The organism is Photobacterium sp. ABD4_091, from assembly GCF_056160145.1.
Genome location: NZ_JBSWWQ010000003.1, coordinates 1 through 20,433 on the forward strand (window position 1 = coordinate 1; position 20,433 = coordinate 20,433).

Annotated in this window: 18 protein-coding genes and 1 pseudogene; 16 read left to right on the top strand and 3 right to left on the bottom strand. The window is 49.5% G+C overall.

Annotated features, from left to right (window positions below; all coding sequences use genetic code 11):
* Positions 1–516: 516 nt before the first annotated feature.
* From ACXAGQ_RS21470 to ACXAGQ_RS21495, 6 genes are read left to right on the top strand one after another with little or no spacing between them, the layout of a single operon-like run.
* Positions 517–915 (top strand): DUF2170 family protein, encoded by a 399-nt coding sequence (locus ACXAGQ_RS21470; protein ID WP_475256664.1) that lies wholly within the window; start codon positions 517–519, stop codon positions 913–915.
* Complete coding sequence (locus ACXAGQ_RS21475) at positions 915–1,601, top strand: PspA/IM30 family protein (RefSeq protein WP_475256665.1); 687 nt, start codon at positions 915–917, stop codon at positions 1,599–1,601. The genes ACXAGQ_RS21470 and ACXAGQ_RS21475 overlap by 1 nt, the downstream gene beginning before the upstream one ends.
* A 23-nt stretch (positions 1,602–1,624) precedes the next feature.
* Entirely contained in the window at positions 1,625–2,659 is a 1,035-nt protein-coding gene (locus tag ACXAGQ_RS21480) for a potassium channel family protein (RefSeq protein WP_475256666.1), read from the top strand.
* A 36-nt stretch (positions 2,660–2,695) separates the two neighbouring features.
* The gene (locus ACXAGQ_RS21485; protein ID WP_475256667.1) at positions 2,696–3,328 is read left to right on the top strand and encodes a YjfK family protein; all 633 of its coding nucleotides are present in this window, start codon (positions 2,696–2,698) and stop codon (positions 3,326–3,328) included.
* 33 nt (positions 3,329–3,361) lie between these two features.
* A complete protein-coding gene (locus ACXAGQ_RS21490; RefSeq protein ID WP_475256668.1) occupies positions 3,362–3,778 on the top strand; it encodes a DUF350 domain-containing protein in 417 nt (138 codons plus the stop codon).
* Between the two features lie 10 nt (positions 3,779–3,788).
* Positions 3,789–4,427 carry a DUF1190 family protein gene (locus ACXAGQ_RS21495; RefSeq protein ID WP_475256669.1) on the top strand — a complete coding sequence of 213 codons (639 nt, stop codon included), beginning with the start codon at positions 3,789–3,791 and terminating at the stop codon, positions 4,425–4,427.
* A gap of 165 nt (positions 4,428–4,592) precedes the next feature.
* On the opposite strand, the gene ACXAGQ_RS21500 is transcribed toward ACXAGQ_RS21495, so the two are convergent.
* On the bottom strand, positions 4,593–6,020 hold the full coding sequence (locus ACXAGQ_RS21500) for a cytochrome-c peroxidase (protein WP_475256671.1): 1,428 nt from the start codon (positions 6,018–6,020) through the stop codon (positions 4,593–4,595).
* 632 nt (positions 6,021–6,652) lie between these two features.
* Here ACXAGQ_RS21500 and ACXAGQ_RS21505 point away from each other — a divergent pair.
* From ACXAGQ_RS21505 to ACXAGQ_RS21540, 8 genes and pseudogenes are all read left to right on the top strand, one after another.
* Positions 6,653–8,074: pseudogene (locus tag ACXAGQ_RS21505) on the top strand (immunoglobulin-like domain-containing protein); the annotation flags it as partial.
* Between the two features lie 141 nt (positions 8,075–8,215).
* Positions 8,216–8,503 carry a hypothetical protein gene (locus ACXAGQ_RS21510; RefSeq protein WP_475256672.1) on the top strand — a complete coding sequence of 96 codons (288 nt, stop codon included), beginning with the start codon at positions 8,216–8,218 and terminating at the stop codon, positions 8,501–8,503.
* Positions 8,504–8,792: 289 nt separating this feature from the next.
* A complete protein-coding gene (locus ACXAGQ_RS21515) occupies positions 8,793–10,073 on the top strand; it encodes a nucleoside permease (RefSeq protein WP_475256673.1) in 1,281 nt (426 codons plus the stop codon).
* Between the two features lie 63 nt (positions 10,074–10,136).
* On the top strand, positions 10,137–11,159 hold the full coding sequence (locus ACXAGQ_RS21520) for an ADP-ribosylglycohydrolase family protein (protein WP_475256674.1): 1,023 nt from the start codon (positions 10,137–10,139) through the stop codon (positions 11,157–11,159).
* Entirely contained in the window at positions 11,149–12,102 is a 954-nt protein-coding gene (locus ACXAGQ_RS21525) for a PfkB family carbohydrate kinase (protein WP_475256675.1), read from the top strand. The genes ACXAGQ_RS21520 and ACXAGQ_RS21525 overlap by 11 nt, the downstream gene beginning before the upstream one ends.
* Before the next feature lie 106 nt (positions 12,103–12,208).
* Positions 12,209–13,495, top strand: coding sequence for an L-lactate MFS transporter (locus ACXAGQ_RS21530; protein ID WP_475256676.1), 1,287 nt, complete (start codon positions 12,209–12,211; stop codon positions 13,493–13,495).
* Positions 13,496–14,239: a GntR family transcriptional regulator gene (locus ACXAGQ_RS21535; RefSeq protein WP_475256678.1), complete on the top strand. Its 744-nt coding sequence runs from the start codon at positions 13,496–13,498 to the stop codon at positions 14,237–14,239. It abuts the gene before it with no gap.
* Positions 14,240–14,481: 242 nt separating this feature from the next.
* A complete protein-coding gene (locus tag ACXAGQ_RS21540; RefSeq protein ID WP_475256679.1) occupies positions 14,482–15,576 on the top strand; it encodes a permease in 1,095 nt (364 codons plus the stop codon).
* Between the two features lie 66 nt (positions 15,577–15,642).
* Here the strand turns inward: ACXAGQ_RS21540 and murP are convergent, their stop codons facing one another.
* Complete coding sequence (murP, locus tag ACXAGQ_RS21545) at positions 15,643–17,085, bottom strand: PTS N-acetylmuramic acid transporter subunit IIBC (RefSeq protein WP_475257427.1); 1,443 nt, start codon at positions 17,083–17,085, stop codon at positions 15,643–15,645.
* A gap of 16 nt (positions 17,086–17,101) precedes the next feature.
* Positions 17,102–18,007 carry an N-acetylmuramic acid 6-phosphate etherase gene (murQ, locus tag ACXAGQ_RS21550; protein WP_475256680.1) on the bottom strand — a complete coding sequence of 302 codons (906 nt, stop codon included), beginning with the start codon at positions 18,005–18,007 and terminating at the stop codon, positions 17,102–17,104.
* A 304-nt stretch (positions 18,008–18,311) separates the two neighbouring features.
* On the opposite strand from murQ, the gene ACXAGQ_RS21555 reads away from it, so the two are divergent.
* Both ACXAGQ_RS21555 and kduI read left to right on the top strand, forming a co-directional pair.
* A complete protein-coding gene (locus ACXAGQ_RS21555; RefSeq protein ID WP_475256681.1) occupies positions 18,312–19,160 on the top strand; it encodes an SIS domain-containing protein in 849 nt (282 codons plus the stop codon).
* A gap of 389 nt (positions 19,161–19,549) precedes the next feature.
* Complete coding sequence (kduI, locus tag ACXAGQ_RS21560; RefSeq protein ID WP_475256683.1) at positions 19,550–20,392, top strand: 5-dehydro-4-deoxy-D-glucuronate isomerase; 843 nt, start codon at positions 19,550–19,552, stop codon at positions 20,390–20,392.
* Positions 20,393–20,433: the final 41 nt, after the last annotated feature.

The following is a 20,433-nucleotide window of genomic DNA, read 5'->3' on the forward strand; positions in this document are numbered from 1 at the left end:
TTAACGTATGCCGGTTTTCAAGACCGGTGCTTTCAACCACTCAGCCATCTCTCCGTAAGTGCGGCGTATATTAATCGTAACGTTCCACCTTGTAAACCCACCCAAGAACCAAGTGCTTACATATCCACCAGCTTCATACATTCTTCATTAAAAAACCATCAACTTATTGCATTTTTCTCTTTAGCCCGGATGAAAGCTGTTTACCTACGGTGAACCACAACACATCATCGACCAACAATTGATCCGCGACATATTCGATGTCAATTCAGCCATCATTGCGCACAATGAAACGCCGGTTGTGTTCACTCTAGCGTGGGCACCAACCGGGGCTTTGCCTCCCACTCTGCTTTTACCTGCCGGCTATGCTTTGGCTGAAATACTCAACACCACGGCACAAAACAGCTCACAAAAAAACGATGTAAAGACAGCATTTCATGGTAATTGAACAATTTAACCTCATAATAAGAGTAGATTTTTCATTCTATTCACTAACACCTAAACCAAAAGGTAGCAACTATGACGTGGCAAGTTTCAGAACTAATCCCACTTCTCAGTGAGCACGATGGCTGGGAAGTAGAACAAAATGACCAGACACTGGTTGTTCGCAATGAAGACAATATCGAAGCCTTCCTGGCCGTATCTGGTGAGCAAATTCTGGTAGAGGTTCTACTGTTCCCGGCAGAGCAAGTTAACGACACGGACTCGCTCAACAACGACATCTTGCGTACCCACAAAATGTTCCCGTTGTCGACCATCGGCATCAATGAGATTGCCGGCAACGACTACTATGTGGCTTTCGGCTCGCTGTCTTCCCAGTCCAAGGCTGAAAGCATTGTCATTGAGGTGGCGACACTGTTTCGCAATGTCGAAGCATTTATCGAGCTATACCAAGATCACCTCAAGGAGGTTGCGTAATGAGTGTCTGGAAAAAACTGTTTACCGCTATCAAGGGCGGTGTCAATGAAACTGCCGAAGCGGTTGCCGATAACCAAGCGCTGCGTATCCTCGACCAAGAAATCCGCGATGCCAAACAAGAGCTTCGCCGTTCAGATGAGGCATTAGTCAGCATCGTTGCCAAGCGTAAAATGTCTCAACAAAAAGTGGATGGATTCGAGCAAGGCATCGGAGAATATGAAGGCCATGCCCGTGGTGCGATGGAAAAAGGCCAACAAGATCTAGCACTTGAATGCGCACAAAAAGTCGCGGAACTTCGCAATGAACAACAAGCCGAGCAAACTTACCTTGACCAGTTCGTTGCTTCAGAGCAGAAGATGCGTACCAACATCAGCCAGGCCAAAGACAAGCTGCGCCAACTGGAGCAGCAAGTCGACGTGGTCAAGGCCAACGAAGCGGTACAGAAAGCACAGACAGCAGTCTCGGCCACCAATGTCGGCGCCAATGCAAAAATGCATACCGCAGTTGAATCCCTAGAGCGTATCAAGCAACGCCAGGCAGAAAAATCAGCCCAACTCGAAGCCGCCGCCGAAATGGCCGATGAGCAGTCCGGCAGTAGCTTGGATAAAAAACTGGCCGAAGCCGGGATCACCCCAGGAAAACAATCCTCAGCAGAAGATGAGCTTAAGCGTATTTTGGGCCAGTAAGTGCCGTTTGATAAGGAGGTAGTATGTCAATATGGCTGTTATTCCGCCGCTGGGCGGCTCAGAATTTCCATGCGCTAAGTGGCAGAAACCTCCTTTTATTGGTAATTGGCTACACGGTTGTCAGCTATGCCCTGCTGTTTGCCGTTGGTGAATCAGCCCTGATCCAGAGCCCGACCGACTTCTTGTATTACTTGGTCGTTAGCGCTTCCACGGTAGGCTATGGCGATATGTCGCCAACAACCGTGGCTGGAAAATGGGTTGTGATGCTGTTTGTGATCCCCGGTGGGCTAGGGCTTTTTGCCTTGGCCGTAGGGCGGGTTGCTAGCGTCTTTATTGATTACTGGAAACAGGGGCTGTTAGGCCGGAGGAAAGTATCGGTGGATAACCACATTCTTGTGCTTGGGTGGAACGAGCAGCGCACCCTGCACCTGATAAAAATGCTGCAATACGAAGAGAAAGGCCGCCGCGCGATTGTGCTCTGTGTTCGGCCTGAGATAGAAAACCCGCTGCCTGGCGAAATTGAATTCGTCCGCACCCCCAGCTTTACCGATAGCCAAGCTATGGCAAAAGCTGGCGTTGAAACGGCAAACTGTATCGTGATCGACAACAGCGAAGATGATGTCACACTCTCTGCCGCTTTATTCTGCGCGAACCAGAACCCCAACGCCCATATCCTGGCTTACTTCAATGATGAATCGCTAAGTGGCTTGCTCAAGCACCACTGCCCCAATGTGGAATGCATTCCTTCAGTGGCTGTCGAGATGCTGGCAAAAGCGGCCATTGATCCGGGCTCGAGCGAACTGCACCATGAACTGCTCAGTACCCACAAGGGGATGACCCAGTATGCGGTGACGTTCCCGGGCAATGCCGCGCCTAGCACAATTGCCCCATTGTTCAACGGCTTCAAGCAGCAATATGAAGCTATCCTTATTGCCATAGACGCAGGCCAAGGCGTCGAGCTCAACCCGCCATTGGATAGGGAAGTTCCGCCTGGAGCCAAGATTTTCTATATCGCCGACGAGCGCATCGAGCAGATCAATTGGTCCAAATGCAGCTAGCCGTTATTGACAACACCAGACGACACGGGAGTGTTTATGTTTGACTGGTTCAAGAAAAAGCAACCGCAGGCCGAGGTGCCCAGCAGCCCAGAGATTATCGGGCTAAGGCTCGGTGGCGCTTTCGAGCTTGATGATCTAAAACTGAGGTTAATTGAGCCGGAGCTAATTATCGAGGGGGCATCCCGTACGCAATTAATCAAGGCTGTGGGCGAGGTCCATCTCGACGAGCAAACCCGGATACTGCGCTATTACACCGACGATGATGGTTTTATCCAAATATTAACCCACGGAATGACCGAAGCCGATATCAGTGAAGTGAAGCTTTATTACTTCTACGAGTCGCGCCCCATCGATAGCCAGAGCCAGTGGCAGCACCTGCTGGATAATGAAATAGTCAAACTGAGTTGGGAGCTTGAAGGTTTTCAGTTCGACAAAGTGTGGGACAACGCCCGCCCCGTCGCGATGACAGAGAAAACTTGGCTCGAGAACGGCACGATCAGCGAGACCGACCAGTTTGTCATGATTTACGAACGAGATACTGGCAATGGGCAGTTCGAATCTCTGCTCGTGGCTGGCGAAGAGAAAATCTACCGCAACCAGGCCGAGCGATGTTTGGCAATCAGTACCGGCTTCGATTTATCTCCCACGGATTTCAAACTGATTGGCTAATATTCAATACATTACAGAACGAATAGGATTAACATGGAAGTACTAACCAACTCTCTTGCCGGCCTCGGCGCATTTCTTCTCTACTTTGCCCTTTCACTGGCATTCCTGCTGGTATTCAAGTTCGTCTACGTCCGCTTTACTCCGCATGACGAGTGGAAGCTGGTAAAAGAAGACCAAAATATCGCCGCAGCGATCGGCCTGTCGGGTTCGATCATTGGCTATTGCCTGGCTATCGCAGGAGCAGCCAGCAACTCGGTCAACCTGGTTGATTTCGCTATTTGGGGCGTTGTGGCCCTGTTTGCCCAGCTGATTGCCTTTGCCATTTTACGTTTTGGCTTTATGCCAAGGATTGTCGAGCGTATTGAAGCAGGCGAAATCCCTGCCGGTATCGTCATGGCGGCTACCTCTGTATCCGTTGGCCTACTCAACGCCGCCTGTATGACGTATTAAGGGGGACGCCATGAAACGTAGTAAACATGTCGTGCTCGCCAGTATGAAGAAAAACTGGCGACCTGCATCAATCGGCACCATGGCAGCGCCTATAACAGCGGTCTTTGCTACAGCCGTGCTTTCAGGGTGCAGCGATAGCGGCGATGATGCCGTCATATACGAGACCCTCAACGATTGCGTCGATGACAACCCAAACTATACCGAAGAATGCCAAGCGGCTTACCAGTTTGCCTTGCAGGAAGCCTCCCGCACTGCGCCAAAGTACAACTCTCGCTACGATTGCGAAGCGGAGTTTGGCACCAATGCCTGTATGCAGCCACAAGGTAATAATTGGTTCATGCCTGCGATGGCTGGGTTCATGTTTGCCCGAATGATCGACAGGGATCGCGGAGGGTATTATTCACAGCCAATGTTCCGCTCCTATTACCCCGGCAGTATTTTTTATGACCGCTGGACCACGGCCGACGGCTATGACTACGGTCGCAGCAGCTATAAAAAAACCAAGGTGCGGGTCAGCAAAGATCATATGAAGCCAAAGCCTACCGTCAGCCGTACGATTTCTCGCGGCGGGTTTGGCTCAACGGTTTCGGCAAAATCAAGCTGGAGCAGCAGCCGTTCATCTGGTGGAAGCAAGGGATGGGGTGGCTAAACGTTACCATGCCCCCCGAATGTGATCCCGCGGCCCGCCGCCAGCGTTATTAACAGTGACAAGTTCATATCTCGTCATTTTTGTTCCTTTCATAACAGCCTGCACATCCTTGTTGCAGGTTTTTTTTGTCTCTGTTATTCGCTTGCAGCCGATTTGCCAGCCAGATTACTCGCCGCTTTCTGTCTCACCGCCTTCTGTGCCACTTTCGCTGGCTTGTCCTTCAGCCTGCTGCGCTTGCAACTGCCCTTCAACCGTATTGGCAAAGAAAGGATCGTGATATATCGGGTTGGCGAGGAAGTTATCGTCAGTCAGCGCCTCCATAAAGGCAACCAAGGCTTCTTTTTCCTCCTGGCTCAAGTCCATTCTTATCGGGCGCCCACCCACTTGCCCGTTACTGGTGAGATCTGGGCTTAGGTTACGGTGTCTCTCAACACCGCTATTGTAGAACTCAACGACATCCATCAAGGTTTCAAAACGGCCGTCATGCATATAAGGCGCCCCAACCCCGATATTTCGCAATGACGGGGACTTGAAGAACCCATTACCCGCCCCCTGATCACTGCTGGTATCGGCATCCAAACCATTGACATGGGCCTGATCCATAGAGTGGGCCGTTGTCTGGTGGCAGGTAATACAACCTAAAGAGTCTCGTTCGCTGCCAGGGAACCCCGAAAACAACTTCAGGCCGAGCATTTCCTGCTCGCTAAATACCGCTTCAAAGTTGGGGGCATCCCACTCACCGGCAGTGAAAGCCTGATCGTACTTAGACTCATAGGTCACCATGGTACGAATGAACTGGGCCAATGCGCGCGAGATACGCTCGCTGGTGATCGCTTCATCGCCGAAAGCCTCATTGAACAGCCCGGCGTAATAGCTCGTTTCACCCATCTTCACTTCAAGGTCAAACAGGTTCATTCCCATTTCCACCTCGTCTTGGATAGGCATCAATACTTGGTCTTCCAGGGTATCGGCCCGTTCATCCCAAAAAAACTTGCCATTACGGTAGTAAGCCGCATTGCTCAAGCTCATAGAGTGGCGTCCGGTCTTACCGCCATCAAAACCATCACTGAAAACCTTGGGATCAGTAAACCCGTGCTTTTGAATATGGCAGGAAGCACAAGAGACCGTGTTGTTGGCTGATAGGCGGACATCGTAAAAAATCACCCGCCCCAGATTTGCCCCTGCATTGGTTACCCGATTGCCAAACGGAGTATTGTCCTGTGACTCCACATTACCGAATGGCGACGAGATACGGGTGTAATACTGAGGTTGAGCCGCCAAGTACGCCTCGTAGTCATGGCTGGCCGACAGTTCGGGCAATGGCAAGCCATCGATATCTAATTTAGCCTCTGGCGGAGGAGGAGGAGGCGGCGTTTCATCGCCACCACTGTCTTCAGGTGGGGCCTCATTTGCTGGAGGTGCCTCTTCTGGTGGAGATTCAGCCGGCCGCTCGCTGGCCGGCTCCTGCACGACTTCAGTTCCTTCTGTCCCAGATGCATTATCTACCGAAGCAATGGGATCATCAGAGTCTTCACGACAAGCTGTGACTGTCGCAACCAATGCGACAGCCAGTAAAAAACGGGAGGTATTCATTCAAACACTCCAACCTAGCCAAAATAAACATTTTTATGGGCAGTCTGTTATTTTCTGCTGCCTGTTATTCGTGATGAATGGGTATCCATCTCATCATTTACTTCAAGGTTATTAGCCAGAAAATATCTTGTTTCTGACTCGTGAGAAAAAGCTGGCACAGCAGGAGGTTAGAGAATAAGACAGGATAAAAAATCGCCATAAACATATTCAATATAGGCAAAATAGTGCCAACCAAAGAAAAAGGACGATGTACATGAGCAGGAGTAGCAAGTGTACAAAAAAGCAGACAATACAAGTTAAATTCCTGAATCAGCAGCTTGTAATCTGTTGGAGATATACGCTTCTTTAGACACTCATTGGCATTTAATCAAGAAAGCAACAAGTTGCATTTAATCTTTTGAATCTAGATCTTTTTTTGCGCCCAAAATTATTTCACCGAAAATGTGGATGCGCTAGCTTACATTCACACCTACAAATTATCCCCAAATTACCTCAAGGTGCCTCAAGGTACTTCAAGGTACTTCAAGGTGCAGGCATCCAGCCTCTTGAAGGATGCTTGGGTATATACAAATCCAATAACAATCAAAGGAGTGAACATGAAACTATTACCTCTGACCCTCCTCACCTCCGCTATGTTCATGGGAGTAACCTCGGTCTCTATTTCTGCACAAGCCAATGAAATGGTGGCGCAGACTGGAAATGTTGTAGTCGGTTACTGGCATAACTGGTGTGACGGTGCAGGCTACCGTGGCGGTAATGCCCCCTGCATAGACTTAACGGAAGTGCACCCCGACTACAACGTCGTCAATGTTTCTTTCATGAAAGTCTATGACCTCAATGCTGGCCGCATCCCCACCTTCGAGCTAGACCCAAAAATTGGCCTCACCGAATCCGCTTTCATTGACCAGATCAACACCCTGAACAGCCAAGGCCGAAGCGTATTGCTGGCACTGGGTGGCGCCGATGCCCACGTTGAGCTCAAGGCCGGAGACGAGCAAGCCTTTGCCGATGAGGTGATCCGCCTAACTGAAAAATTCGGCTTCGACGGGCTGGATATCGACCTTGAGCAAAATGCCATTACCGCTGCGGATAACCAAACAGTTATTCCCGCCGCCCTAAAGTTAGTGAAAGATCATTACCGTGCCCAAGGTAAGAGCTTCATGATCACCATGGCACCGGAGTTCCCATACCTCACCATCGCCAACGGTAAATACCTGCCTTACCTCCAGGGGCTGGCAGGCGACTATGACTTCATCAACCCACAATTCTACAACCAGGGTGGCGACGGTGTTTACGTCGATGGTAGTGTTGGCTGGCTTTCACAAAATGATGCGAGAAAAGAAGAGTTTATCTACTACATTTCAGACTCGCTGATTAACGGCACCCGAGGTTACACCACAATTACCCATGACAAGCTGGTGTTCGGTATTCCCGCCAACATTGATGGGGCCAACAACGGTTTTGTTGAAGATCCCAAGGCCCTGTATGCTGCGTTCGATCGCCTGAAAGCGCAGGGCCAACCTTTGCGCGGTGTAATGACCTGGTCTGTAAACTGGGATATGGGCACTAACAGTGCCGGACAGCCTTACAATGAAAAATTCATCAAAGACTACGGCAACTACATCCATAACCAACAGCCACCAGAGCCAGACAAATCGCCGGTACTGACTGGCATCACTGATACCCAGGTTGCCCTAGGAGCTGCATTTGACCCTCTGGCGGGGATCACTGCGGCCGACTATAACGGCAATGATATTTCAGCCAGCATCCAAGTCTCCGGGAGTGTAAACACTAACGTAGCCGGTAATTACGCGTTGACCTACTCGGTGAGTGACAATGCGGGCAACAGTGCCAACCAACCACGGACAGTGACAGTTTTCGATGATAGCCAACCTGTGTGTCCAAATGCGTGGGACAGTGCGGCAACGTATAACTCCAATGACGAAGTCACCCACAATGGCAAACTATGGCGGGCCAAGTGGTGGACTAAGGGTGAAGAACCTGGAACGACTGGCCAATGGGGAGTATGGGAAGAAAAAGGTCCAGCATCCTGCCAATAATCACTGATATACAATCAGCAAAGCAAACCATATTGTGTCAGTCAGCCTTCCCTGCTGGCACAAAATGGTAAGTCCACGCCTTTCCACTTTTGTATGCTTCGCGCTCAATTTTAACAATAAGCATTAGGGCGCTTCGTGATTATCCAATACACATCAGCTTCAGCCATCGCAGGACTCATCTTGTTTGCCAGCCTGAATACCGAGCAGCAAGAGCCAGATACCATTTCTACCCACACCCTTTGCTACGATGTGGGGTTCCAAACTCCCGCTGAGCTCAGTGATAGTTATGACGGTGGGTTTGATGCGATACCCTTGGAGCTTGCCCAGCGACAACTTAATCATAACGAACTCATTGAATGTACCAAGGTAACCCATGGCGCCTTGCAAGATAGGCAGGATTTACAGGAAGAGCGCGAGATCTAAGCCTCGTTCCCTTTCAACGCCTCACCACTCCGTCAAGCCTTACAATAAACAACACTACCGTCCCACCTCGTATTTCCTCAAAAAGGAATATCTTCGAACATTCACCGTCTCCGCTAGGCTATAGATATGGCTTTTTTCACGCCTGTTTCAAGGTTTGGCTAAGTGGCTGATTCTATTTACCATCTCATCAATAATAGTTAACCTGATCACTTTTTAAACCCTTTGGTATTGCTTTGGTATTACTTTAGTAATAGATTTGGTATTACCCTACTACTAAAGGAAAAAAACGATGACAAAAACAAATACAAAACTGTCATTCATGATGTTCATTGAATGGTTCATCTGGGGGGCGTGGTTCGTCCCTTTATGGCAGTTTCTTAACACCAATGGATTTACCCCGACTGAAATCGCCTGGTCTTATGCCTGTACCGCTATCGCCGCGATCATTTCGCCGATCTTAGTTGGTTCTATTACCGACCGTTTCTTCCCTGCCCAAAAAGTTTTATCTGTCATGTTGTTAGCTGGGGCAGGACTGATGTACTTAGCCGCGCAGCAAACCACATTTGCCGGGTTCTTCCCACTGCTGCTGGTTTACTCGCTCACTTATATGCCGACTATCGCCCTGACCAACAGTATCGCGTTCTCGAATGTCGATGATGTTGAGCGTGACTTCCCGCGTATCCGCGTACTGGGCACCATTGGCTGGATCGCTTCTGGTATTGTTTGTGGCTTCCTACCGGGTTGGTTGGGCTACGGCGATATCTCTGCAACCAATATCCCGCTAATGGTCACAGCTGCAAGTTCAGCCCTACTGGGTGTCTTTGCCCTGTCGTTGCCGAATACGCCACCAAAAAGTACTGGCAAACTAAACTTGAAAGTCATGCTGGGTCTCGATGCTTTGGTACTCCTTCGTGACAAGAACTTCCTGGCTTTCTTTGTCTGCTCATTCATGTTCAGCATGCCGCTGGCCTTCTATTACATCTTTGCCAACGGCTATTTAACCGAAGTAGGCATGAGCAATGCCACCGGCTGGATGACCCTGGGCCAATTCTCTGAAATCTTCTTCATGTTGGCGCTTCCTTTCTTTACCAAACGTTATGGTATTAAAAAGGTATTACTACTTGGTCTGTTCACGGCAGCCGTCCGCTATGGATTCTTCGTCTACGGCAGCGCCGAGCAATGGTATCTGTACTCGCTACTGTTCGCCGGGATCCTGCTGCACGGTGTGAGCTACGACTTCTACTTCGTCACCGCTTACATCTATGTCGACAAGAAAGCGCCGAAACACATGCGTACCGCCGCGCAAGGCTTGATCACCCTATGTTGCCAGGGCTTAGGTAGCCTTCTGGGATACCGCATCGGTGGCGTAATGATGGAGAAGATGTTCGCTTACCCCGAGCCACAAAATGGTTTGACCTTCAACTGGTCTGGAATGTGGGGCTTCGGAGCCATCATGATTGCCGTCATCCTGATCGCCTTCATGTTCTTCTTCCGCGAGTCCGACGGTGAAATCAAAGAGATCACCATCAAGGATGAAAACCCGGCCGACAGTAAACCGGCCAACGCATAATTTACTTTTTCGCCCGCCATGCTTGCGGCGGGCGTGACTCAATATTTTGATAAGGTGTAGTCAATGAATAACAATACAGAAAGTCGCATTCTTGGAGCGTTTTACGGTCAAGCACTGGGTGATGCAATGGGGATGCCTTCTGAGCTATGGCCGCGCAGCCGAGTTAAAGCCCATTTCGGTTGGATTGACCGCTTTCTTCCAGGCCCGGCAGAAAACAATGCCGCATGCTATTTCGATGCCTGCCACTTCACCGATGATACATCCATGGCACTAGCGCTTGCTGACGCCTTGATTGAGTGCGATGGCGAAATCAACCCAGACCTTATTGCCCGTAACGTAATGACTTGGGCAGAAGGTTTCGATGCTTTCAACAAGAATGTCTTTGGCCCGTCATCAAAAGCTGCAATGACCGCCATCAAAGCTGGAACGCCTATCAGCGAACTGGAAAACAACGGCGTGACCAACGGTGCGGCGATGCGTGTTTCACCGCTGGGTTGCCTACTACCAACCCACAACCTAGATAGCTTTATCGGTCAGGTCTGGCTGGCTTCAAGCCCAACCCACAAATCTGATGTTGCCATTGCCGGTGCAACAGCCATTGCTTGGGCAGTATCTAAAGCAATCGACGGTGACAGCTGGACAACCATCAGTGATCAGCTGCCTGCCATTGCTAGAGCGGCCCAAGAGAAAAATACCACCACCTTCAGCGCTTCGATGGGAGCACGTATTGAGCTTGCTCTGTCTATCGCCCGCAACAACCTAGGTATTGAGAGCGCGATGCAGCAAATCTATGATTTGGTCGGTGCCGGCACCAGCACGATTGAATCTGTACCAGCAGCGATTGCCATGGTTGAGCTGGCTGGTACTGATCCAAACCGCTGTGCGATCCTCTGTGCCAACCTAGGCGGTGATACCGATACGATCGGTGCGATGGCAACAGCCATTTGTGGTGCGCTGTCCGGCATCGATGGTATCGACCCAGAGCTAAAGCGCCAGCTAGATGATGCCAACCAGCTTGACTTCACCCGATACAGCACAGCCTTCACTAAAATGCGGATAAACAAGGAGAAAACCTATGCCGCATAATGCCCTGACAACTCTACTACCGAGCCTGCACAACCAACGTCAGTTGTGCCTGATTGGTGCGGCGGTGATTGATATTGTCACTGAGGCGGCGACCTTGCCTGTGCGCGGCGGCGACTTAGAAGTGACAGAGAAAGGTCTGCATATTGGCGGCTGCGCCCTCAACATTGCAATCGCCCTAAAGCGCCTAGAGATAGACTCGCTCAACGCTCTGCCGATCGGCCAGGGCAACTGGGCTAGCCTTATCAGCCGAAGCCTGAAGCAAAACGGCATTACCAGCGAGATCCAAACCGACAAAGGCGATAACGGCTGGTGCATGGCATTGGTTGAACCAGACGGTGAACGAACCTTTATCTCAGTCAGTGGGGTAGAAAACCATTGGGATGAAGATATCCTCAATAGCCTTCCACTTGCCGATGATGCCTTGATTTACCTGTCGGGTTATCAGCTGGCCTCACCAAGTGGCGAACAGTTGGTGACTTGGTTGGAATCGCTACCAGATACGGTAGATGCTTTCGTCGATTTCGGCCCACGCATTGCCGATATTCCAGATACGCTTTTCCAGCGCCTGTTAGCTTTGAAGCCGATTGTCTCGCTTAACCGCCAAGAAGCAGAAGTGCTGGGTATGGGCTGTGCCGAGACCTTTACTCGCCAGTGGTTCGAACAATACCAGTGCCCACTCATTTTGCGTATTGACAGTGACGGCGCCTTGTTCGCCGATGCCAATCAAACCGGTAATGTCTCACCGTTTCCGGCAAACGTTATCGATACCATCGGGGCTGGTGACTCACATGCAGGCGGGGTACTTGCCGGGCTCGCATCGGGCTGGGAATTACGTGATGCGGTATTGCTCGGCAACGCGGTGGCTTCTTTTGTGGTCAGCCATCGTGGCGGAGACTGCGCGCCAGATCGCCAAGCACTAGCAGACTACCTATCTCGCTACTGATCGAATAAACCAACAACAGCTATATCCACCAGCCAAAGGAGGCTATGCGCCTTTGGCTGGTGACCTATACCTGCAAAACAGCATTGAATAAAAAGAAAACACGCCCATGAATAATACAAAAGCAACCCGAGTGCTTGCCGCCTGCTGCGGTATCAACTTGTGTATCGGTATCCTTTACGCTTGGAGCGTGTTTAAAAACGCCTTCATCGTGGAACTTGGCTGGAGCAACACCCAAGCCTCACTCCCTTACACCTTGTCAATCGGCGTCTTAGCGCTGGCGGTATTAGCCGCAGGCATCATCCAGGACAAAATCGGCCCGCGCAAAGTGCTGGTCGCTGGTATCTTCCTTGCTGGTATTGGCTTGTTGCTGTCGGGGCTGCATCTAACACCTATGATGCTTACCCTGACTTTTGGTCTGTTGACGGGATGCGGAATAGGCTTTGGCTATGCCTGCCTCAACCCCGTTGCCATGAAGTGGTTCCATCCGTCACGCAAAGGCTGGGTTAATGGGCTTATCGCTACCGCTTTTGGTATTGCGTCGGTTTATTTGGCCCCGTTGGTGAGCTTCATGATTGCCCAATACGGCATCAGCACCAGTTTTTACCTACTTGGCTCTGCCCTGCTGCTAATCGCCCTGCCGCTGGCTTGTACCATCGATAATCCACCGTCAGGCTATCACCCACCAGTACCAACAACCCAAACGACCCCATCGGCGAAAAGTCCATCGAGATCAGTAACGCCCCAAGGCAATACTGCATCCGTTAAAAACATCACACCAAACCAAGATACGCCTTGGCGGGCAATGGTTCGCCAGCCTCGTTTCTACATGCTATGGCTGATGTATGCCTTTTCCTCGACAGCTGGCCTGATGATCATTGCCAACATCACCTCCATTGCAGCTGTTCAAGCTGATATCCATGACGCTGCTTATTTGGTTGTCGCTCTGGCCCTTTTCAACTCCGGTGGCAGGTTGGCAACGGGCGTGCTGTCCGATCGCATTGGCGCTTTACCAACACTAACTCTGGCCTTCGTGTTACAGGGTCTCAATATGCTGTTGTTCTCATACTACCAAAGCAGCACGTTGATGATAGTCGGAGCAGGATTGGCAGGGGTAGGCTACGGCGCGTTGCTGGCTGTCTTCCCTTCTTTGATGGCCCAGTTCTACGGACTGAAATACTACGGCACCAACTACGGTATTCTCTATACCGCCTGGGGTATGGGCGGTTTTATCGGCCCTATGCTTGCCGCCCTGGTTGTCGACAGCACCGGAAGCTACCAAATAGCCTACCAGGTTTGCGCCGTGTTGATGGCCGTCACAGTTGGACTGGCGTTATGGCTACAACCTATCGGCTTGGGTATAATCAAACCAGTACTCAAGGCAAAGCATGAATAAATGAATAATTACAATAGCTTGATCAGTCTCATCAAAGAGCGTATCGAACAGAAGGACAAGTCACCGCTTTACGTGAAAGTCGCTGAAACCGTCAAACAAGCCATCCAGAAAAAACTGTTGGTTGGCGGTGACTACCTGCCCACCGAGCGGGAGCTGAGCGAGCTGTTGGGCATTTCGCGCATTACGGTGCGCAAAGCGCTGGATGTGCTGGACAAAGAAAACGTCATTGTTCGCTCTCGCGGCTCAGGCACAATGATTAGCGACACCCTGGAGTACTCACTCAAAGAGCCCAAGGGCTTTTCCCAACAAGTGGTACTGAAAGGTAAACGCCCCGATACTTTGTGGATCAAAAAAGAAGTCGTGCCCTGCAACGATGATGTTGCGAAGCAGCTCAGCTTGGCCGAAGGCGAGGATGTCTTCCTGCTCAAGCGGATCCGTTACATCGATGACAAGCCAGTATCGGTAGAAGAGTCGTATGTCCCTGTCGGCCTGATCACCGACGCAGACGAAATCCAGCTCTCGCTGTACGATTACTTCCGCAGCCAGAATATCACGCTGACCGGCACCAAAAGCTGGGTCAGTGCCCAGTTGCCTACCGATGAATTCCTCGGCCACCTCAGCCTCGACGAAGCAGTTCCGGTATTACTGATAAAGCAAATCGCCCATGATGCCAAGGGCAAGGTCATCGAATACAGCGTCAACCACTGTCGCGGTGACATGTACGTCTTTGTTGCAGAAGACTGAGTTAACGATCCGCCCTTCCGACTGAATACCATCTCCACAGACAAAGCAAGAGGCGATCCTAGCCTCTTGTCACCTTCCAATATTAATCCTTTAATTCCAATCTCTTAAGCACATCATAGTCAACAAGATAATTTTCACCCAAATTTATTTCGATAAAATTAGAAATAAATAATTGACACCAATCTGCTTCGAGCATATATTTCGACACATATCGAAATAAACGAGCAAATGAGGCCGTAACCATGAGTCCTGAATTCGTTACCATGTTCAAAGAAGCTGCCGGTATGTTCCTATTCCTAGCAGCAGAGCTTACCGTTCTATTTTTAGTGATTAGCTACCTAGTCGGTGTCCTGCAGGAGTTCCTGACACCGGAGAAGATCCAGTCGATCTTGAGCTCACGCAATGGCAAAGGCTACTTTATTGCTGCGCTACTTGGTTCAATCACGCCATTTTGTTCGTGCTCGACCATTCCTTTCCTAAAAGGTCTGCTTCGTGCCCGAGCTGGTTTTGGCCCGATGATGGTATTTTTGTTCGCCAGCCCACTGTTAAACCCAGTGATCATCGGCCTGTTTGTCGTGACCTTCGGGATCAAAGTGGCAGTGTTCTACTTTGTAGTCGCTCTAGCTGTTTCAGTCATTGCTGGATACGTGCTCGAAAAACTGGGTTTCGAACGCTATGTCCGTGAAGAGGCATACCAAGTTGCTGATAGCAGCTCTAGCTGTGGTACCTCTTGTGGTGATTCATCAGCTAAATCAGCGCCTAAAGCGGCATCAACATGTGGTGCAAAACCTGAGCCTGTAGCGGCTTCATGCTGTGCAGCGACACCTAAGCCAGAGCCGGTTGCCAGCTCATGCTGTGGAACAAAAGAAGAAGTGAATGTAGAAATCAGTGGCTGCGGTGAAGCCGTAATGACAGTGAAGGAAGAGAGCCGCTGGGTACGTATCTGGCACTCAACGTGGAAAGACTTTAAGCAAGTACTTCCTTACCTGATGCTAGGTATTTTGATTGGCTCTTTCATCTACGGTTTCATTCCGACTGATTTGATTGCCAAGTATGCAGGTGAAGGGATGTGGTATGCAATTCCAGTGGCAGCAGTGATTGGTATTCCGCTCTACATCCGTGCTGAAGCAGTGATCCCATTGAGCGCAGCCCTGGTGAAGAAAGGCATGGCAATGGGTTCAGTAATGGCCTTGATCATCGGTAGCGCAGGTGCAAGTTTGACCGAAGTTATCTTGCTCAAGTCTATCTTCAAGAACCAGATGATTGCCGCCTTCCTTGCAGTGATCCTTGGTATGGCGATAGGCGCAGGCTACATGTACACCTACCTATTTGGGTAATCGAATCAACAGGAAATAAAAAAGCCGACCTCAAAAGGGTCGGCTTTTCTTCATGCAAAGTCCGAACTATGACAAATCGACATCTTTAGAGCCAAACATCCAGGTCAGGATAAAACCAGCAAGGTAAGAAACCACCAAGCCAGCCGCATACACCGCCATCCCGGCAAAAATCCCGACATTCGATGTCATCAATGGCAGGGCAACCACACCCGATGGGCCAAACACGGTATTCAGACCAACCGGTAAGCCCAGATAAGCAACCAACCCGACAAAGAAGCCACCGACAGCACCACCTAAACAAGCGGTCACGAATGGTTTAACGCGTGGCAAAGTCACACCGTAAATCAGTGGCTCACCGATACCCAGAATGCCAGGGACGATAGAGCCCTTGACCTGGGTGCGTAGCATAGAATCTTTCTTGGCGCGCATGTATAGGGCGAATGCCGCACCAACTTGACCACCACCGGCCATGGCAAGGATCGGGAACAATGAGTTGAAGCCTTGGACATCCATCAGGGCAAAGTAAACCGGTACAAATCCTTGGTGGATACCAAACATCACAGAGAGCAAGAACAGACCAGCGAGGATCGCACTGCCGATTGGGTTACCGTTGAGGTTGACAAACAACCACGACATACCGTTAAACAGCACTCCGCCCAATGGCATGATGATCACGAATGTTACCGCGCCCATAATCAGCAGTGTCACGGCCGAGGTCAGGATCATATCCAAGTTGTCCGGCATGAATTTTCTGACTTGTCGCTCTACGCTGGCGCCAAGAATAGCCGCTATCAAAACCCCAATAATGTTACCGCGAGGGTCAATCGGCATGCCGAAAAAGTTATCCATGCCAGAATAAATACCCGCTGCCGCCTCAGGATTATAACCGAGGACAAACAGCGAAGCGATGATGGCACCATTAACGCCAGAGCCACCAAAGGCCTGCTGGGCATTGTAACCAATCAAGATACTCAAGAAGGCGAACATGCCCTTACTGAACACCTTCATATAGCTGATAAATTCAACAAGCTGGGCATTAGGTGCTTCGTTACCCAGAATGAAGACCTGCTCCAGCAGGGTGGCAAAACCCAACAACAGGCCGACAGCAATAAAGCCGGGGATCAAAGGCGTGAAGATGGTGGCAAACTTAGACAGAAAACGCTGGATGCCGCTGGTCTGTTTCTCTTTCAGCTGCTTTTTGTTTGCCGAAGCGATGTCTTTTAACGACTCAGGATCGGCACTGCCTGAAACGGCGCTTCCCAGTAAGGCATTCATCATCTCTGCCGCTGTTTGCGCTTTACCAGGACCTAGGATAATTTGAAGTTGGCTGTCGCTTTCAACTACGCCCATCACACCCGCAATACGTTTGATTTGGTCGTGATCGGCAAGCATTTCGTCGTGCAGAGCCAAGCGCAGCCTAGTCATACAGTTGCCGCATCGGGCAACGTTATTGTGGCCGCCGATTGCAGACAGGATGCTGTCTATCATCCCAGAGGTAATTTTTGCCATCATTCGTTCCTTGTCATTATTGTGCGTTATTAATTGCTCTGCGAGTAAATCCATTGTTGGCGCCAAGCAGTTCAAGGGCCTCAGGTGCAGAAACGCCAGCGAGGATCATCACAATGGCCGTTTTACAATGTCCATCTGCCGCATCCAGTGCCTGTATTGCCTCTTCGCGGCTGCAGTCTGTCGCTTCCATCACAATCTTTTTCTGGCGCTCCACCAGCTTGGCATTGGTCGCTTCGACATCGACCATCAAATTGCCATATACCTTGCCTGAGCGGATCATGGCGCCGGTCGTCAGCATGTTCAGCACCAGCTTCTGTGCCGTGCCTGCCTTCATTCGCGATGAACCGGTCACCACTTCAGGCCCAACAATCGGCGTAATCGCAATATCGGCTACCTCGACCATCGGAGCTCCCGGGTTGCAGCAAATACAACCGACAGTGGCACCAACTGATTTAGCGTACTGCATCGCCCCCAAGGCATATGGGGTTCTGCCGCTGGCAGCGATCCCGACCAGTACATCGTTCGGGCCAAAGTTGAGGTCAACCAGATCCTGTTTACCTAACTCGACATTATCTTCTGCGTTTTCAACCGCTTTCAAAATGGCCTTGTGGCCACCAGCAATCAGGCCAACAACTTGTTCGGCAGGCGTACCATAGGTTGGCGGGCACTCACTGGCATCCAAAATACCCAATCGGCCGGATGTCCCTGCACCGCTGTAAATCAACCGCCCGCCTTTCTCGAACGCCAAGACAATGGCATCAACCAGTTCGGCAATCTGTGGCATGCTCTGCTCGACAGCAACAGCGACTTTTTTATCTTCCCCATTGATGACCGCCAGCATATCGAGTGTGCTTAGCTCATCGATATTTGCACTGGCTGGGTTACGGCTTTCCGTAATGAGGCTGTTTAGGTTAATTGTCATGGTTTCTCTCCAAAAATCGATGGGTTGATAATAGTGAATAGACTATTCCTGTTTTGTTATCAACATCACAGAATAATCTATTCCAAACATTGACTAATTTAAGAATACAGATACTGCAATATTACCCAGAAAAATCACAAATAACTGAATTAATTGAATATAAATAAAATAACGATAAGAATAGATATGTGTGTTTTGGAATAATATCAAAGTCAGCCGATTGGAATAATTTATTCCAATCGAGGAGAATGTGATTAAACCGCTTTATGACACCGGACACGGATCTACCAGATAGGAAACAACGATGGCGATAATTGCAAAAATCTCCAATCAATTTGACCGCTTATCCAACAACGAACAGAAGATTGCCCAGATGATCCTTGACGCCCCAGAGAGCGTCGTCGGCTTATCATCCTCGGCATTTGCCGAGAAAGCCGGAGTCAGCCAATCCAGTATCATTAAACTGGCTCAAAAATTGGGATTCAAAGGGTTCCCTGCGCTCAAGCAAGCCCTAAATGAAGAGTTAACCCGTAAGAAGGTGCTCGATGTATCAGGTACCCTACACGGTGATATCCAGCAAAATGACACCGCTAAAGTCATGGCGCAGAAGCTCTCGCAAAGTAAGCTCTCAGCCATTGTTGAAACCACCAATGCACTCGATTACGAAAACCTAGACCAAGCGGTGTCAGTACTCAACAAGGCCAACAAAGTGCACCTTGTCGGGTTGGGTGGCTCGGCCATTGTGATGAAAGATCTGTCATACAAGCTGATGAAAATAGGTATCACAGCACTTTGCGAATTAGACAGCCATGTTCAAATCACCATTGCACAAACCCTCAATGCCAATGATGCCATGGTGGTGTGCTCGTTTACTGGCAACCGGAAAGAAGTGGTTATTGCCGCAGAGATTGCCAAACAGCGGGGCGCAACACTCATCGCCATTACAGGACTCAATGACAGCCCGATCCGGCGTATGGCTGATATCCAGCTCGATACCATTGCCGATGAAACTCAAGCTCGCACTTCGGCCATATACTCCCGGACAGCCCAAAACTGCATTACTGACTTGCTATTTATGGCTTTGATTCAAACCCGCAATGAAGAAGCGATTGAGTTGATTGACTCAGCAAGCATGACCATTGATATGCTTTAATTCAGCCCAAGCTAATAACAGTCTTTCTATTGAGGCTGCACAGTGAACAGCACTAAAAAGCCTCTATATCACAATCACTTTCATACTTTATGAGTGAGTACAAGCGCACAGCTCAAGCAACACTATTCGACAAGAAGCTTCCCCCCTCTTGATCTACATCTACCTTCCCGCAACGCCATACACACCAGACAACACCACAAAATTGAAACGCTGTTCCCCGTTCAAATTTTTCACTCAATTTCTGCCACAAAAAACGATGAAAGTCACAAAAAATTCGGATTTTCGTCACTGCAAGTAGGCAAACATCTCACCACCCAACAATTCATATTTAAACGATATTGATCAAATATGAATTTAACTTACACTAATTTCAAACAAAGGAGCGATAGATGTTTACCAATTACAACAGCAACCCCATGGATGCAAAGCACTACGACACCACTAGACTAAGAAGCGAGTTTCTTAGCGAGGAACTATTCAACAAAGAAAAAGTAACCTTACTTTACAGCCATATAGACAGGGTTGTGGCACTGGGTATATGTCCAAATACAACACCACTTGCATTGAATAGTTTTATCGACAATGACGTTTTTGGTACTCAGCATTTTCTCGAACGTCGAGAAATGGGGATGGTCAATCTTGGGAAATCAAACATTGAAGTGAAAACATCCAGTCATACGTACATACTGGAACACCTCGATGCACTGTATCTAGGTATGGGGGAAACAAATGTTACTTTTCGCTCCTTAGACGAAGAACATGAAGCAACACTATATAGCCTAAGTGCCCCCGCTCACTGCCCATACCCTTCAAAAAGGATTGCTCGTGACGAAGCCCGAGTTGTTGAGCTCGGTTCAAATGAAAGTGCCAACCAACGCGTCATCAATCAATACCTTCATCCAGATGTACTACCTACTTGTCAATTATGCATGGGAGTCACGCACCTTTGTCCTGGTTCTGTCTGGAACACCATGCCAGCTCATACTCACGAGCGCCGCATGGAAGCCTATCTCTACTTCAACATTAAGCCGGATAACGTTGTTTTCCATTTCATGGGAGAACCACAGGAAACAAGGCACATTGTTGTTCGGAACAAGCAACTTGTTCTCTCACCTAGCTGGTCGATTCACTCAGGCTGCGGCACCAGCAACTATAGCTTTATATGGGGAATGCTAGGTGAAAACCAAACCTTTGATGACATGGATTTTATTGAAATGTCTGCAATTCGATAACTGCCATCGATAAATACATACCCTATAAAAAAGGACTCTAG